Origin of the sequence: Pseudomonas pseudonitroreducens, assembly GCF_021603645.1 — a bacterium.
Taxonomy (GTDB): domain Bacteria; phylum Pseudomonadota; class Gammaproteobacteria; order Pseudomonadales; family Pseudomonadaceae; genus Pseudomonas; species Pseudomonas pseudonitroreducens.
In genome coordinates, this window is record NZ_BQHJ01000002.1 from 151,131 (window position 1) to 165,422 (window position 14,292).

Here is a 14,292-nt window from a genome sequence, read left to right on the forward strand (position 1 = left end):
GAATGCCGAGGCAAGACTGATGGACAAATACGACCGCGCCCTGCTCGCCGCCCTGCTGGAAGACGGCCGCCTGTCCTTCGCCGAACTGGCCCGGCGTATCAACCTGTCCCCTCCCGCCGTGGCCGACCGCGTGGCGCGCCTGGAAGCCGAAGGGGTGATTACCGGCTACCACGCCAGCGTAGACCTGTCGAAGATCGGCCGTTCGATCCAGTGCCTGATCGAGATGCGGCTGAACGACCACCGCAGCAAGACCATGCTCGACCCGCTGCTGGACATCCCGCAGATCATCGACTGCTACCGCATCACCGGCGAAGCCTGCGTGATGCTCAAGGTGGCGGTCAGCTGCACCCAGGAGCTGGAGGAGCTGATCGACCGCCTCGCCCAGTTCGGCACCAGCAAGACCTCGCTGGTACTGTCCACGCCATTCGCACGGCGCATCCATCCGGCAATGTTGCAGGGTGGTTGAGGTGGGTTTCTAGAAGGGAATTGCAGGGGAAAGAATCTCTCCTACGGCAGCGACCTGACGAGACTCCGCCCGCCGGCCTTCTGTAGGAGCGAGCTTGCTCGCGAACAGCCCGAACTTAGACGTAACCGGTGTTCGCGAGCAAGCTCGCTCCTACAGCCCCTCGCAGTTTCGTAGGGCGCATAACGCGCCAGCGTTATCCGCCACTCCCCTATCGGCGGATAACCTGTTCCAGGTAATGCGCCCTACGCTCAGCTCTTCGTAGGATAAAAAAAGGCGGCGCCGCTTGCGCGGTGCCGCCTGAAGTCACGGAGTTGCTACATCGTGGGCCGGCGAAGAGGGCCGTCCCGTTGTATTGGATTACCGTTCGATGATCGCGGTCACACCTTGGCCGCCCGCAGCGCAGATCGAGATCAGTCCGCGGCCTTTTCCGGCGGCGTCCAGCAGCTTAGCCAGGTTGGCGACAATGCGCCCGCCCGTAGCAGCGAACGGATGGCCGGCTGCCAGCGAACTGCCCTTCACGTTGAGCTTGCTGCGGTCGATGGAACCCAGCGGCGCGTCCAGCCCCAGGCGTTCCTTGCAGTAGTCCGCGTCCTCCCAGGCCTTGAGAGTGCACAGCACCTGGGCAGCGAAGGCTTCGTGGATTTCGTAGAAGTCGAAGTCCTGCAGGGTCAGACCGTTGCGCGCCAGCAGGCGCGGCACTGCGTAGACCGGCGCCATCAGCAGCCCTTCGTGGCCGCCGACGAAATCCACCGCGGCCGCCTCGCCGTCCCTGAAATACGCCAGGATCGGCAAGCCGTGCGCCTTCGCCCACTCCTCGCTGGCCAGCAGCACCACCGAGGCGCCATCGGTCAGCGGTGTCGAGTTGGCGGCCGTCAGGGTGCCGCGCGGGCCCTTCTCGAATACCGGCTTGAGGGTGCCGATCTTCTCCAGGTTGATGTCCGGGCGCAGGTTCTGGTCGCGCACCAGGCCGCGGAACGGTGTCAGCAGATCGTTCTGCCAGCCCTCGTCGTAGGCGGCAGCCAGCTTGTGATGGCTCTCGTAGGCCAGCTTGTCCTGCTCGTCGCGGGGGATGGCCCAGGTCTGCGCCATCAGCTCGCAGTGTTCGCCCATCGACAGCCCGGTGCGCGGCTCGCCGTTCTTCGGAATGTGCGGCATCAGGTGACGCGGGCGAATCTTCAGCAGGCTTTTGATCTTCTCGCCGTTGGACTTGCCGCGATTGGCCTCCAGGAGAATCTTGCGCAGCCCTTCGTTGACGCCGATGGGCGCGTCGGAGGTGGTGTCGACGCCGCCGGCGATGCCGCAGTCGATCTGCCCGAGGGCGATCTTGTTGGCCACGAGGATCGCTGCTTCCAGGCCGGTGCCGCAGGCCTGCTGGATGTCATAGGCCGGGGTTTCCGGCGCCAGGCGCGTGCCCAGCACGCATTCGCGGGTCAGGTTGAAGTCGCGGGAATGCTTGAGTACCGCGCCGGCAACTACCTCGCCCAGGCGCTCGCCATGCAGCTTATAGCGCTCGATCAGGCCGTCCAGCGCGGAGGTCAGCATCTCCTGGTTGCTCGCCGTGGCATACACGGTATTGGAGCGGGCGAAGGGAATACGGTTGCCGCCGACAATGGCGACCCGGCGCAATTGGGTCATGCAGAGCTCCTACAAGGGTGAGCGTTGAAGTGCGGTCAAGGCTAACCTTAGCCGCTTGTGTCGCATTGGCCGCCCCGCCGTTGCGCAGGTCAGCGCGGTCAATTGCGTCGAACCCCTGCCTGCGTAGAGTGGTCAGCACTTTAGAGAATCCGTTCAGGAGCCCGTTCCATGACCGATCGCTACATTGCCTTCGCCAACTCCAACGTCGGCCGCCGCCTGGTCGGCGCCCTCGGCCTGCCCGCTCCGGTCCGCCTGGAGCGCTGGAGCGCCGGGCGCACGCGGCCGGTGGACGGCGCGTTGCTGCTCGGTGGCGAGGGCAACCTGAACGAGGCCGTGCTGCCGTTCGCCGAGCGCCTGACCGATTCGATCTTCGCCTTCAGCGATGGCCAGTACGGCCTGCCGCGCTGGACCGCCGAGCACGGCCCGAAGCTCAAGGCCATCGTCTTCGACGCCAGCGGCCTGACCCGCTTCGAGCAGACCATCGAGCTGCGCACCTTCTTCCAGGGCGCGCTCAAGGGCCTGGACAAGTGCCCGCACGTGGTGATCCTCGGCCGCGCGCCAGAGTCGATCAAAGACCCCATCGCCGCTAGCGTCCAGCGCAGCCTGGAAGGCTTCAGCCGCTCCCTCGGCAAGGAAATCCGCCGCGGTGGCAACGTGCAACTGGTGTATGTCGGCAAGGGCGCCGAGGACCAGCTTGAAGGCGCGCTGCGCTTCTTCCTCTCGCCCAAGAGTGCCTATGTGTCCGGGCAGGTGGTGCGTCTGTCCGCCTACGACAAGCAGGTGCAGGACTGGAGCCGCCCGCTGGTGGGCAAGCGCGCGCTGGTGACCGGCGCCGCCCGTGGCATTGGCGCGGCGATTGCCGAGACCCTCGCCCGTGACGGCGCCGAGGTGGTGCTGCTGGACGTACCGCCAGCCAAGGAAGCCCTCGACGCCCTCGCCGCGCGCCTGGGGGGACGTGGCGTGGCGCTGGATATCTGCGCGGCGGATGCCGGCGCACAACTGGTAGCGGCGCTGCCCGAGGGCGTCGACATCGTCGTGCACAACGCCGGCATCACCCGCGACAAGACTGTCGCCAAGATGAGCGAAGCGTTCTGGAACTCGGTGATCGAGGTGAACCTGAAAGCCCCGCAGGTGCTGACCCAGGCCCTGCTGGACGCGAACAAGCTGCATGACGATGGCCGCGTTGTGCTGCTCGCCTCCATCAGCGGCATCGCCGGCAACATGGGCCAGACCAACTACGCGGTGAGCAAGGCCGGCCTGATCGGTCTGGCGCAGGCCTGGGCGCCGGCGCTGGGCAAGAAGGGCATCAGCATCAACGCGGTGGCGCCGGGCTTCATCGAGACCCAGATGACCGCCGCCATCCCGCTGACCATCCGCGAAGCCGGTCGACGGATGAATTCCATGGGCCAGGGCGGCCTGCCGCAGGACGTCGCCGAAGCCGTGGCCTGGTTCGCCCAGCCGGGTTCTGGCGCAGTGAGCGGCCAGGTGCTGCGGGTCTGCGGGCAGAGCCTGCTGGGCGCCTGATCCGCTCCAATTGACCCCACCCGTAGGATGGCGTGGAGCGCAGCGATACCCATCAATCCCTGCGACAGCATGGGTATCGCTTGGACTCCACCCATCCTACGAACTGGAATTCCCCTGCGCCGCTCCTAAAAGATCAGCGTTAAGGATCAGCGTTGTAGGGCGCATAACCTGGAACAGGTTATCCGCCGGCTCCTTCATGGCGGATAACGCTGGCGCGTTATTCGCCCTACGCGAAGCCTCTCTCCCCTGTCTCCCCCGCAGGAGCGCGCAATGCTCTTGGTCCGGCCTCCAGCGCCGTAGGACGCATAACCTGGAACAGGTTATCCGCCGGCTCCTTCATGGCGGATAACGCTGGCGCGTTATTCGCCCTGCGCGAAGCCTCTCTCCCCTGTCTTCCCCGCAGGAGCGGGCAATGCTCTTGGTCCGGCCTCCAGGCCGGCCAACGGCAGCGTTGATCGATCAGCTTCGCGCCGCCACCAGCTCGCGGAACTCCTCCGCGCTCACCCGGTGGTCGCCATTGCGGTCCGCACGCACGATCAACGCCGGTTCCTGGGTCATGAACTCCGCCTGGCTGACCTTGCCGTCACCGTCCTGGTCCGGCCAGGCGATGGCATTGGGCGCGACGTTCACGCTGGGATTCGGCGGCGTCACTTCCTCGCGGGTCAGCAAGCCGTCCTGATTGCGGTCCAGCCGGTGGAACATGCGCACGCGCATGGCGGACAGGTCTTCGGCCTCGATGAAGCCGCTGCCATCGCGGTCCAGACGGGAGAACGCCGTCTCGCCCATTTCCCCAGCGAAGGCGCAGGGTGCGGACAACAACAGGACGGCAGGCAGCAGGAGGGCTTGGCAGATTCGGCTTTGCATCGGGTGTACCTTGGCGGGAATTGACCGGCAAAGCCTATCCAGGGGCGGGCTCGAAAGGGTTCGATCACTCCACCGGCGGTTGCGGGCGGCCGCGCCGGCGGAACTCCACGGGGGTCTCGCCGACCCAGCGCTTGAAGGCGCGGTAGAAGGTGCTCGGCTCGGAGAAGCCGGTGCGTTCGACAATCACCTCGATGCGCTCGTCGGTCTTGAGCAGCAACTCCTTGGCCAGGCGGCAGCGGTAGTCGGTGACCAGGTCGTTGAAGCGCACGCCGGCCATGGCCAGGCGCTCGCGCAGGCGGCGAGCCGGCATGTCGAGACGGGCGGCAACCTGTTCGAGAGTCGCACCACCATCCACCAGCAGCACGCCGATCAGCTCGCGCACCTTGCGCACCAGGTCCAGCCGCTCCACTTCCGCCAGTTGCCGCCGCGCCAGGGATTCGTGCATGCGCAGCAGCTCCGGCGCAGCGTGGCGCGAGGGCTTGTCCAGGACATCAGCGGCGAACACCAGGGCATAGCGATCGGCACCCAGCACCGCGGGGCAGCCGTAGACCTGCCGGTAACGATCGGCGGGGGCGCCCTCCTCGTGCATCAACTGCACTTCGTGGGGCTTGAAGTCGCCTTCGGTGAGCGCATGGAACAGCCGCACCACCGCTCCGGCGAGCATCTCGGGGAAGTGTCGGTTGGTACCGGCGGTATGGCCGAGCAGCAGCACGGCCTTCTCGCCCTCTACTTCCAGGCGGGCATTGAGGGTATCGGAGAGCAGGCGCACGTAGCGCAGGGCATGGCGCAGGCCCTCACCGAAGGTGGCGCTGGAGAGGAACAGGTATTCCAGCAGCAGGCCGTGGAACGCGGGCAAATGGCCGGCCAGGTAGAGGCCGACATGCTCTTCACCGCACTCTTCGGCGGCAGCCTTCCAGAACAGGTTCTGTGCGCTGTGGGGGAATCGTCCGGCAGGCAGGCTGCCGGCGGGCAGGCCGACGCGAGCCAGCACGCGGTCAGGATCGCTACCGCTGGCGCGCAGGGCGTCGATCACCGGGCGCATCAGCGCCACATCGTCGGTCAGATCACGCATGGTGTTTTTTCTAGTTATCCATGAGGCGGCCCCATCTTAGGCAGCTTTCCTATCGGCCCTCAAGAGAATCAGGAAGCAGGTTGAGGGAAATATCCGAGCAATCTGACGGTCACATTGACTTGCCTGCCGCGCGCCGCGTTGCCACGGCCAATGCCCGCGCCTGAGCGGCGGCTAAGCTGAATGAATGCCCCTCAGGAGATACCCGATGCCCCGCGATTGGCTTGACCTGTCCGCCCCACCCGCCCTCACCGGCCTGTTCGCCCGCGCCGCCGTGCGCCGCGGCGTGCGCGGCCGCAGCCTGCCGACACGCGGCCTGCGCTGCCCGATTACGGTCGATCCGAAGCACCTGGAGCGCTATCGCAAGGTCTGTGGCTTCAGCGACAACCACCTGCTGCCGCCCACCTACCCGCACATCCTCGCCTTCGGGCTGCAGATGGGCCTGCTGACCGACGCGCGCTTCCCCTTCCCTCTGCTCGGCCTGGTGCACCTGGAAAACCGTATCAGCGTGTTACGCCCTCTCGGCGGGCTGGGACCGTTCAACGTCAGCGTGCGGGTGGATGACCTGCAACCCCACGAGAAGGGCGTGACCTTCAGCATCATTACCCAGTTGCACGACCAGCTCGGCCTGCTCTGGGAAGGCGACAGCCGCATCCTGCTCCGCGGCATGCGCCTGGACGGCACGCCGCCAGCCCGCGAGGAAGTGGCCGAGCTGCCGCTGGAGCAGATCGACGCCTGGAATTGCCCGGCGGACATCGGCCGGCGCTACGCCCGCGTGGCCGGCGACTACAACCCGATCCACCTGTCCGCTGCCAGCGCCAGGCTGTTCGGCTTCCCCCGCGCCATCGCCCACGGCCTGTGGAACAAGGCGCGCAGCCTGGCTGCGCTGGGCGAACGCCTGCCGATGGCCGGTTATCGGGTCGACGTGCGCTTCCAGAAGCCGGTCCTGCTGCCGTCCCAGGTCAACCTGCTGGCCAGCGCGCCTGCGCCCTCCGGGCAATTCAGCCTGCGCGGCAAGGACGACCTGCCGCACATGGCCGGCAGCTGGAGCCCGCTGGACGTTTGACGCGCCAGGCTTGAAGCTATGGGGCTCACGTTGGAGCCCCATCTGCATGAACCTCGAAGCCATCACCGCGCGCCTGCACGCCATCCGCGACCATAACCACTGGAGTCGCTTCCACAGCCCGAAGAACCTGGCCATGGGCGCCAGCGTGGAAATGGCCGAGCTGGTGGAAATCTTCCAGTGGCTGCGCGAAGACGAATCACGCCAGCTGCCGCCGGAGAAGCTCGCCCATGCCGGCCAGGAAGTCGGTGACATCGTCCTCTACCTCCTGCTGATGTGCGCCGAGCTGGGCATCGACATGAACCAGGCGGTGCTCGCCAAGCTGGCCGACAGCGAACGGCGCTTCATCGAAGGGGGCGCAAAGTGAGCGAATCCCCGAAGACTGGCGACCGTCACTTCGACGAGCTGGCCACGCGCTTCGCCGAGAAGATCTACGGCGGCGCCAAGGGTGCCATCCGCCTCGCCGTGCTCCAGGCCGACCTTGCCGAAGCCCTGCCCAACCGCCCGCTGCGGGTGCTGGATATCGGCGCCGGGCTGGGCCACATGTCGCTGTGGCTGGCCGGACGCGGGCACCAGGTCACCCTGGCGGAACCCGCCGCGCCGATGCTCGAGGGCGCGCGCCAGCGTTTCGACGAAGCCGGCCTGCAAGCCACCTTCATCGAGGCGCCCTGGCAGGACCTGCTCGGCCAACTCAACGAACCCTATGACCTGGTGATCTGCCACGCCGTGCTGGAGTGGCTGGCCGAGCCGCTGGCGATTCTCCCTGTGCTGCATCAGCTGACGCGGGCCGATGGCTGGCTGTCGCTGGCCTTCTACAACCGCGACGCGCTGATCTACCGCAACCTGCTCAAGGGCCACTTCCGCAAACTGCGCAAGAACCGCTTCTCCGGCGAGGGGCAGAGCCTGACACCACAGGAACCGCTCGACCCGCGCGTACTGGAAGCAGCCATGGCCGGCCACTGGCACATCGAGGCACGCAGCGGCGTGCGGGTCTTCCATGACTACATGCCGGTCGAGTTCCAGCACAAGGCCGAGCCGCTGGATCTGGTGGAGATGGAACTGCAATACCGTCGACACCCTGCCTTCGCCGGGCTCGGCCGCTACCTGCACTGGCTGTGCCGACCGCAGGATTAGGTGCATAGTCTTGCCAGCGCACGCCAATTGAAGTGAGCGTGCGGGAGTCCGTCATGCCGCGTTACCTGTTGATCCTGCCACTGCTCGCCGCGCTGGCTGCCTGCCAGAGCCAGAACCCGTACACCGCGACCTCGCTGCCGATGCCAGCTGCCCCTGCGCAGGCGGCCAACCCGGGCCTCGACCCCGGCAGCTACCCGGCGCCCCCGCTGGATTACGGCCGCTACCGTTCGTGGAGCTGGGCCAACGCCAGCGGCTTCGGCGGCCCCTTGCAGGACGCCGTCAGCGAGGCGCTTGACCAGCGCGGCCTGCGCCCGGCGCGCGAGAATGCGCCAGCAGACCTGAGCGTCAGCGCACAACTGTCCAGCGAGCAGCGCACGCGCCAGACCACCGATTACTACAACGGCGGCTACTACGGTGGTTACGGTCGCTGGAACGACCCATGGTACGGCGGCTATGGCGCCTCCTACCCGGTCACCCGCACCTACGTGGTCACCGTCAGCGTGGTGCGCATCAGCCTGTTCGATGCCCGCGACCACCAGCAGATATGGAGTGGCAGCGCCGAGTACGAAGACGGCGGCAACCAGAGCGAGCAGGCCCGCGCACTCCGCGAAGCCGCGCGCAAGGCCATGGACGGCTACCCACCGGGCTGACCCGCGGGCTGGCCGCAAATGTTGCCGGGCAGACATCTCCTGTGACCCTGCGCGCCCCTGCTGGCGCTTGCCTTTGCGCGGACTCTGCGCTTGGATGAAAGCTCTGTCAGGAGTAATCCAACCATGATCCGCCGTTTGCTGCTCTTAGGCCTGATGCTCGGCCTCGCTGCCTGCGAAACCACCAGCGTCAGCCGTGACTATGACACTTCGCGCGACTTCGCCCGCTACCAGACCTGGAGCTGGGCACAACCGGCCTTCGAATACCGCCCGGACGACCCGCGCATCAAGAGCGACCTTACCGAGCAACGCATCAGCGACGCCGTCGCCGACCAGTTCGACCAGCGCGGCCTGCGCAAGGCCCAGGACGGCAACCCGGGCGATGTGAAAATCCGCGCCTACCTGATCGTCGACCAGCGCCAGGACCAGGTCACCACCTACACCGGCGGCTACTGGGGCGGTTACTGGGGTGGCTACTGGGGCCCGCCACCGATGGCCGAGAGCCGCACCGTGACCTACAAGGTCGCCACCATCCAGGTCGACATGTTCGACGGCAAGGACGGCAAGCTGGTCTGGCGAGGCAGCGGCGAGCAGATCATGCGCAGCAGCCCGCCGACACCCGCCGAGCGCGAAGCGGCGATCCGCGAGACGGTGCAGAAAGTCATCGCCCAGTACCCGCCGCACTGATGTCGTAGCCAGAAACGGGAGAACGCGTGAACCTGCCTGCCCTGCAACATCGCCCCGCCCTCGCCGCCGACCTCGATGAGGTGGTGGGCTTTCCCCAGGACGCCGACGAACTCTTCTACTGCTACCCCAAGGCGAGCTGGCCGCTGACCATCGGCCAGCTCGCCGCCGCCATGGCCGAGCGGCGCGGAAGTACGGTGGCACTGCTCGATGGCCGTCTTGCCGGCTTCGCCAACTTCTACCAGTGGCAACCCAGCGAGTTCTGCGCGCTGGGCAACATGATGGTTGCGCCCTGGGCGCGGCGGCATGGCGTGGCGCAGTACCTGATCGAGGTCATGGAGAATCTCGCGCGAGACCAGTACAAGGCGCAGGTCATGAAAGTGTCCTGCTTCAACGCCAACGCCGCCGGCCTGCTGCTCTACGCGCGCCTGGGCTACAAGCCGCAGGGCATCGTCGAACGCGCCGATCCGCAGGGCCGGCGTATCGCCCTGGTCCAACTGGAGAAAGCCCTTGTCCACGCCTGAGCCCCAGCGTGTGCTGATCATCGTCAGCAGCGGCCCGAGCACCCCGGCGCGTTGCGCCGCGCCCTTCTACACCGCCACACTGCTGGCCTGCATGGATGCTCAGGTCACCCTGTTCCTCAGCGGCGAAGGCACACGCCTGGCCTTCCAGGATATCGCCGACCACCTCTGCGCCGCCGAAGGTGGCGAGCCCATCGCTCATTTCATCCAGCAGGCCAAGGAAGCCGGCGCGCGCCTTTTGATGTGCCGCGCACCGGGCATCGCCATCGACGAAAGCCGGCTGATCGAAGAGGTCGACGAAATCGCCAGCGGCGGCGAGCTGGCGCGCATGATCCTCGAATACGACCGGGTGCTGACGCTGTGAAGCTGCACGGCCTGGAGTTCCCCGACGACCTGCTCTACGCGCCCGACTACAACCTCTGGCTGCGCGAGGAAGAAGGCGGCGCCGTGACCCTCGGGCTGACCGCTTACGGCTGCGCGGTCTACGGGCAGATCTTCGCCTTCACCCCCAAGCGCGATGGCTGGCACATCGACTGTGACCGCAGTTTCGGCGTGGTGGAATTCGCCAAGGCTGCCTCCTCGGCACGCAGCCCACTGGATGCCAGCGTACTCGCCAGTAACGAAGCCGTGGTGCGCCGCCCCGGCCTGATCAACCAGGACTGCTACGGCGAAGGCTGGATGGTGCGCCTCAAACCCGACGACTGGGCCGCTGCCCGCGGCCGGTTCCTGCAGGGAGATGCCGCGCTGGACGCCTTCGCCCGGCGCATGCAACTGGACAACTTCGACCCCGACGACGACGGGGTCCAGGCCCTGCGCCCATGAGGCAGGCGGGCTGGTGCCAGGCGTTCCTGCTCTGCCTGCTCGCCAGCACGCCGCTGTACGCCGAACAACTGCCTCGGGACGGCTTCGTCTATCTCGACCAGGTACTGAAGTCCGCACACTATGACGTGCGCTACGCCGGCACCGACAACTTCGTCGGAGAACCCATCGACGGTTACCGGACAGCGCGAATCATCCTCACCCGCGAAGCCGCCGTGGCGTTGGCCGCGGTGGAGCAGGACGTCGCGCTGAGCGGTCTGGCCCTGAAGATTTTCGATGGCTATCGCCCGCAGCGCGCGGTGGATGAATTCCGCCGCTGGGCCGCCGACCCGCAGGACACCCGGCAGAAAGCCCGCTACTACCCCGACCTGGACAAGCCCGCGCTGTTCCGCGACGGCTACATCGCCAAGCATTCCGGGCACTCGCGCGGCAGCACCGTCGATCTCACACTGGTGGACTCGACAACCGGGAAAGAAGTGGACATGGGCAGCCCGTTCGATTTCTTCGGGCCCATCTCCCATCACGGCACGGCATTGGTCAACGTGCAGCAGACGCGCAACCGCGAAACCCTGCGCCAGGCCATGCTGCGGCACGGCTTCGAGCCCTATGGCGCGGAATGGTGGCACTACACCCTGAAGGCCGAGCCGTACCCGAAGACCTACTTCGACTTCCCGGTGCAGTGAGGCCCATCGGGCGCTCCCTGGGGAATCCTGCGGAACTCTCCGAACCCAGGAATTCTCCAACCCTCGCCCACACCGCCCACGCCCCAGGAGTCGCCACATGCCCCCGCAAGTCCCCGAGTTCGATGGCCAGCGCTGGAGCAACGCCGAAGAGGACCGCATCGAAGTCGTCGCTGCCGATCCCCGCTGGCCGCAGCGCTTCAGCGAAGAGGCCGCGGCCATCGCCCAGGCCGCCAGCCTGCCCGGCCTGGGCATCGAGCACATCGGCAGTACTGCCGTGCCGGGGCTGGACGCCAAGCCGATCATCGACATCCTCCTGCTGCCGCCACCGGGCAGCGACCCGCACGCCCTGATCGAGCCGCTGCAGAGGCTGGGCTACCAGTTCTGGGCGGAAAACCCCGACACCAGCCGGATGTTCTTCGTCAAAGGCATGCCGCCGCTGGGCAGCGGGCGCAGCCACCACGTCCACGTCATGGACCTGGGCGAAGCCTCGCGCCGCCTGCTGTTTCGTGACTGGCTGCGCGGCCATCCCGAAGACGCCAGGCTCTATGCCCGGGTCAAGCACCAACTGGCGCAGCGCTTCCCCACCGACCGCGACGCCTACACCGAAGGCAAGGACGAAGTCGTCGCGCAGATACTCGGGCGCGCGCTCAACCCGTCGCCGCAACGGCACTGCCACGAAAGCCCTGAGCCGCACGGCGGAGAAATCCAGGGGCCGGACAGCCGCTGAAGAACACCACGTGTTAATCAGCCGTTAATCCGCCCAGCCGAAGCTCGGGGCTCCCCTCAGGAGGAAGTCCCATGCTCAAGCTCTCCGTGGTCACCTTCGCCTGCTTCACCCTGGTCGGCTGCGCCGACTCCCCGCACTTCAGTCACTTCAGCGCCATCGAATCGCCTGTGCGCGAATCCTTCGGCGAAGACAACCTCGAACGCCAGCCCACCCGCGTACGCCTGCAGAGCGATGATTACTCGGCGCAGCAACAGCGGATGATGTGGGACCAGTGATACCGCAACCCCTCGGCAGACCGCGCCAGCGGCTGCCGATTGCGCTATAACGGGCGCATCCCCAAGCCAAAGGAATGGATGCCATGGCCTTCGACTGGCACAGCGACCCGATCACCCGGCAGACCCCGCTGGATGCCCACTACCGCAACACCCAGAACGTCCGCCGCTTCATGACCCAACATTGCGGCGACGGCTTCCATTTCGATCGCGCCTTCATGGCCTGGATTCGCAGCGGCGCACCCACAGACATGGGGGCGGTGGTGGATGAGTGGTTAAGGCGGAAGCAATGACGCCTCAGCGATAAACCCGCTCGACCGGCAAGGCGGCGCGGGCCTCGTCGAGCCGGCGCTGTTGCACCAGGCGACAGATTTCATGAGCCAGCGGCGTAACGTCAGTGACGTTGCATATCCACTCGTGCACATAGCGCTGCACGGCTTCGCGGCTGAGACCGATCTGAATGGCACGGTACGGCAGCGGCTGCAGATCGAGGTCACGCTCCGGGTCCCACTGAACGCGTACAGGCGATGCGTGCTTCAGCGTCTCCCACTCGTCCTGGCTCATGGGTGTCTCGGCACGGCTCGGGCAACTGTTTGCCAAGGCCCACTCAAATCCGTCGCGGCTGATATCGATGGCCAGGATTCTGCTTTTCCCGGGCTCTTTGTAGCCCCACCCGGCGCGGTACATCATCCATAGAAACGACGGTTTTACCCACGTCATCCGCTCCATTTTGAAGGGCGGGGATACGACGCGACCATTGGCCAATGCGCTGTCAGCGATGACATCCGAATAGGCCTGGTATACACGAATCACCTTGTCGTCATACACCGCGCGAATCTGGCAATGAGCTTCCATGCTGGCCACAGGTTCCTGGTTCGTCCGAGGGGATCGCGGTGATTCGTTACCGCAACAGGGAATTGGCGGAAGGCAGTGAGAGTCCGCCCACTGAAGCTTCAGGAGCGCGAGCTGTCGTTCCTGTCGAAGGCCGACATCGCCAAGGTATTCCTCTCGCTCCGCCACCACAGCCGGACCCCGCATGTGGAAATGATCGCGATGATCTGCCTGGCTACGGGATGCCGCTGGGGTGAAGCGCAAGGGCTGGTTCCCGAACGGGTCAAAGCCGGTGCCGTGCACTTCATCAACACCAAGTCCAAGCGCCGCCGCTCGGTGCCGATTTCGCCCGAGCTGGAACTAGGAATCCACGATCACTTCCAGAAACACGGGCTGTTCTCCAACTGCCGCGACAGCTTCGACTACGCGGTGAAGATGTCAGGCGTGAAGCTGCCACCGGGTCAGAAAACCCACGTGCTGCGCCACACCTTCGCGAGCCACTACATGATGAACGGCGGGAACATCCTGACGCTGCAACGGGTGCTCGGCCACGCCTCGCTGAACATGACCATACGCTACGCGCACCTTGCGCCGGATCACCTGCTGGACGTGCTGACGCTGGGGCCGATCAGGGACTTTCGTCACCTGCTCGATGCCGGGGAGAATCACGAGTGCTAGTATGCTTTGGCAAATTTTGCCATTCCAGAGAGACTGGTCCCATGAGCACGATGAACATTTCCCTGCCGGATACGCTCAAGAGCTTCGTCGATGAGCAGGTCAGCCAGCGTGGTTACGGCACCAGCAGCGAATACGTGCGCGAGCTGATTCGCAAGGATCAGGATCGTCAGCGTCTGCGGGGTCTGCTGATCGCCGGGGCAGAGTCGATGCCTGCGGCACCTGCCGACAGCGAGTACTTCGAATCGCTTCGCACGCGGGTGCGTAAGGCTCGGGGATGAAGGCGAAGCCCGTCATTCCACGCGTACTCGCCAATCAGGACGTTGAAGCGGCTGTCGATTACTACCTGAGTGAAGACGCCGAACAGGCTGCTATGGGGTTTGTCGACGCCCTGGAAAAGGCATACGCCCATATAGCCCGTCACCCCGCCAGCGGTTCATCCCGCTACGCCCATGAGCTGGATTTGCCGGGGCTGCATTGCTGGCCGCTCAAGCGCTATCCCTACCTGGTGTTCTATGTCGAGCGCGACGATCACATCGACGTGTGGCGCGTGCTGCACGGCATGAATGACATTCCATCCTGGATGCAGGCTGGCGAGAGCGAAACGCACTGAACGTGCTTCGACACTTCGAAGCGCCTTCCGGGGCTGAGCCGGAAGCCTAGAGCCATAAGGGCTGT

Annotated in this window: 20 protein-coding genes and 1 pseudogene; 17 read left to right on the forward strand and 4 right to left on the reverse strand. The window is 65.9% G+C overall.

All coding sequences use genetic code 11. From position 1 onward, the window contains the following. Nucleotides 1-19 precede the first annotated feature (19 nt). On the forward strand, nucleotides 20-466 hold the full coding sequence (locus L6D89_RS04860) for an Lrp/AsnC family transcriptional regulator (protein ID WP_236171414.1): 447 nt from the start codon (nucleotides 20-22) through the stop codon (nucleotides 464-466). Nucleotides 467-823: 357 nt separating this feature from the next. Here L6D89_RS04860 and L6D89_RS04865 read toward each other — a convergent pair whose 3' ends face one another. Further along, entirely contained in the window at nucleotides 824-2,101 is a 1,278-nt protein-coding gene (locus tag L6D89_RS04865; RefSeq protein ID WP_236198942.1) for an acetyl-CoA C-acetyltransferase, read from the reverse strand. Between the two features lie 168 nt (nucleotides 2,102-2,269). Here L6D89_RS04865 and L6D89_RS04870 point away from each other — a divergent pair, with 168 nt between their 5' ends. Continuing rightward, nucleotides 2,270-3,625: a 3-oxoacyl-ACP reductase gene (locus L6D89_RS04870; RefSeq protein WP_236198943.1), complete on the forward strand. Its 1,356-nt coding sequence runs from the start codon at nucleotides 2,270-2,272 to the stop codon at nucleotides 3,623-3,625. Between the two features lie 459 nt (nucleotides 3,626-4,084). Here L6D89_RS04870 and L6D89_RS04875 read toward each other — a convergent pair whose 3' ends face one another. Then, nucleotides 4,085-4,489 carry an EF-hand domain-containing protein gene (locus L6D89_RS04875; protein WP_236198944.1) on the reverse strand — a complete coding sequence of 135 codons (405 nt, stop codon included), beginning with the start codon at nucleotides 4,487-4,489 and terminating at the stop codon, nucleotides 4,085-4,087. A 64-nt stretch (nucleotides 4,490-4,553) separates the two neighbouring features. Continuing rightward, nucleotides 4,554-5,561 (reverse strand): AraC family transcriptional regulator, encoded by a 1,008-nt coding sequence (locus L6D89_RS04880; protein ID WP_236171410.1) that lies wholly within the window; start codon nucleotides 5,559-5,561, stop codon nucleotides 4,554-4,556. A 205-nt stretch (nucleotides 5,562-5,766) separates the two neighbouring features. On the opposite strand from L6D89_RS04880, the gene L6D89_RS04885 reads away from it, so the two are divergent. The 12 genes from L6D89_RS04885 to L6D89_RS04940 all read left to right on the forward strand — a co-directional run bounded on the left by L6D89_RS04885 (nucleotide 5,767) and on the right by L6D89_RS04940 (nucleotide 12,401). Continuing rightward, a complete protein-coding gene (locus L6D89_RS04885) occupies nucleotides 5,767-6,624 on the forward strand; it encodes a MaoC family dehydratase (protein WP_236198945.1) in 858 nt (285 codons plus the stop codon). Between the two features lie 46 nt (nucleotides 6,625-6,670). Next, a complete protein-coding gene (locus L6D89_RS04890; RefSeq protein ID WP_236198946.1) occupies nucleotides 6,671-6,988 on the forward strand; it encodes a nucleotide pyrophosphohydrolase in 318 nt (105 codons plus the stop codon). Then, on the forward strand, nucleotides 6,985-7,755 hold the full coding sequence (locus tag L6D89_RS04895; RefSeq protein ID WP_236198947.1) for a methyltransferase domain-containing protein: 771 nt from the start codon (nucleotides 6,985-6,987) through the stop codon (nucleotides 7,753-7,755). The genes L6D89_RS04890 and L6D89_RS04895 overlap by 4 nt, the downstream gene beginning before the upstream one ends. 53 nt (nucleotides 7,756-7,808) lie before the next feature. After that, nucleotides 7,809-8,405, forward strand: a complete 597-nt coding sequence (locus tag L6D89_RS04900) for a DUF4136 domain-containing protein (RefSeq protein WP_236171406.1) — start codon at nucleotides 7,809-7,811, stop codon at nucleotides 8,403-8,405. Nucleotides 8,406-8,528: 123 nt separating this feature from the next. Further along, nucleotides 8,529-9,089 carry a DUF4136 domain-containing protein gene (locus tag L6D89_RS04905; protein ID WP_236171405.1) on the forward strand — a complete coding sequence of 187 codons (561 nt, stop codon included), beginning with the start codon at nucleotides 8,529-8,531 and terminating at the stop codon, nucleotides 9,087-9,089. Nucleotides 9,090-9,121: 32 nt separating this feature from the next. Next, complete coding sequence (locus tag L6D89_RS04910) at nucleotides 9,122-9,610, forward strand: GNAT family N-acetyltransferase (protein ID WP_236199279.1); 489 nt, start codon at nucleotides 9,122-9,124, stop codon at nucleotides 9,608-9,610. Next, nucleotides 9,597-9,971, forward strand: a complete 375-nt coding sequence (locus L6D89_RS04915; RefSeq protein ID WP_236171404.1) for a DsrE family protein — start codon at nucleotides 9,597-9,599, stop codon at nucleotides 9,969-9,971. Before L6D89_RS04910 ends, L6D89_RS04915 begins: the two co-directional genes overlap by 14 nt. Beyond that, a complete protein-coding gene (locus L6D89_RS04920) occupies nucleotides 9,947-10,429 on the forward strand; it encodes a glycine cleavage system protein H (protein WP_373874931.1) in 483 nt (160 codons plus the stop codon). Before L6D89_RS04915 ends, L6D89_RS04920 begins: the two co-directional genes overlap by 25 nt. Further along, nucleotides 10,426-11,109, forward strand: a complete 684-nt coding sequence (locus L6D89_RS04925) for a M15 family metallopeptidase (RefSeq protein WP_236198949.1) — start codon at nucleotides 10,426-10,428, stop codon at nucleotides 11,107-11,109. Before L6D89_RS04920 ends, L6D89_RS04925 begins: the two co-directional genes overlap by 4 nt. A gap of 97 nt (nucleotides 11,110-11,206) precedes the next feature. Next, nucleotides 11,207-11,836, forward strand: coding sequence for a GrpB family protein (locus L6D89_RS04930; protein ID WP_236198950.1), 630 nt, complete (start codon nucleotides 11,207-11,209; stop codon nucleotides 11,834-11,836). 71 nt (nucleotides 11,837-11,907) lie between these two features. Then, nucleotides 11,908-12,111: a hypothetical protein gene (locus L6D89_RS04935; RefSeq protein WP_236198951.1), complete on the forward strand. Its 204-nt coding sequence runs from the start codon at nucleotides 11,908-11,910 to the stop codon at nucleotides 12,109-12,111. Between the two features lie 83 nt (nucleotides 12,112-12,194). Then, nucleotides 12,195-12,401 (forward strand): DUF6434 domain-containing protein, encoded by a 207-nt coding sequence (locus L6D89_RS04940; RefSeq protein ID WP_236198952.1) that lies wholly within the window; start codon nucleotides 12,195-12,197, stop codon nucleotides 12,399-12,401. Between the two features lie 4 nt (nucleotides 12,402-12,405). On the opposite strand, the gene L6D89_RS04945 is transcribed toward L6D89_RS04940, so the two are convergent. Continuing rightward, the gene (locus L6D89_RS04945; RefSeq protein WP_236198953.1) at nucleotides 12,406-12,963 is read right to left on the reverse strand and encodes a DUF4291 domain-containing protein; all 558 of its coding nucleotides are present in this window, start codon (nucleotides 12,961-12,963) and stop codon (nucleotides 12,406-12,408) included. Between the two features lie 78 nt (nucleotides 12,964-13,041). On the opposite strand from L6D89_RS04945, the pseudogene L6D89_RS04950 reads away from it, so the two are divergent. From L6D89_RS04950 to L6D89_RS04960, 3 genes and pseudogenes are all read left to right on the forward strand, one after another. Next, nucleotides 13,042-13,617: pseudogene (locus L6D89_RS04950) on the forward strand (tyrosine-type recombinase/integrase); the annotation flags it as partial. Between the two features lie 41 nt (nucleotides 13,618-13,658). Further along, nucleotides 13,659-13,895, forward strand: a complete 237-nt coding sequence (locus L6D89_RS04955; RefSeq protein WP_236198954.1) for a type II toxin-antitoxin system ParD family antitoxin — start codon at nucleotides 13,659-13,661, stop codon at nucleotides 13,893-13,895. Then, nucleotides 13,892-14,227 (forward strand): type II toxin-antitoxin system RelE/ParE family toxin, encoded by a 336-nt coding sequence (locus tag L6D89_RS04960; protein WP_236198955.1) that lies wholly within the window; start codon nucleotides 13,892-13,894, stop codon nucleotides 14,225-14,227. Before L6D89_RS04955 ends, L6D89_RS04960 begins: the two co-directional genes overlap by 4 nt. The last annotated feature ends 65 nt before the right edge of the window (nucleotides 14,228-14,292 follow it).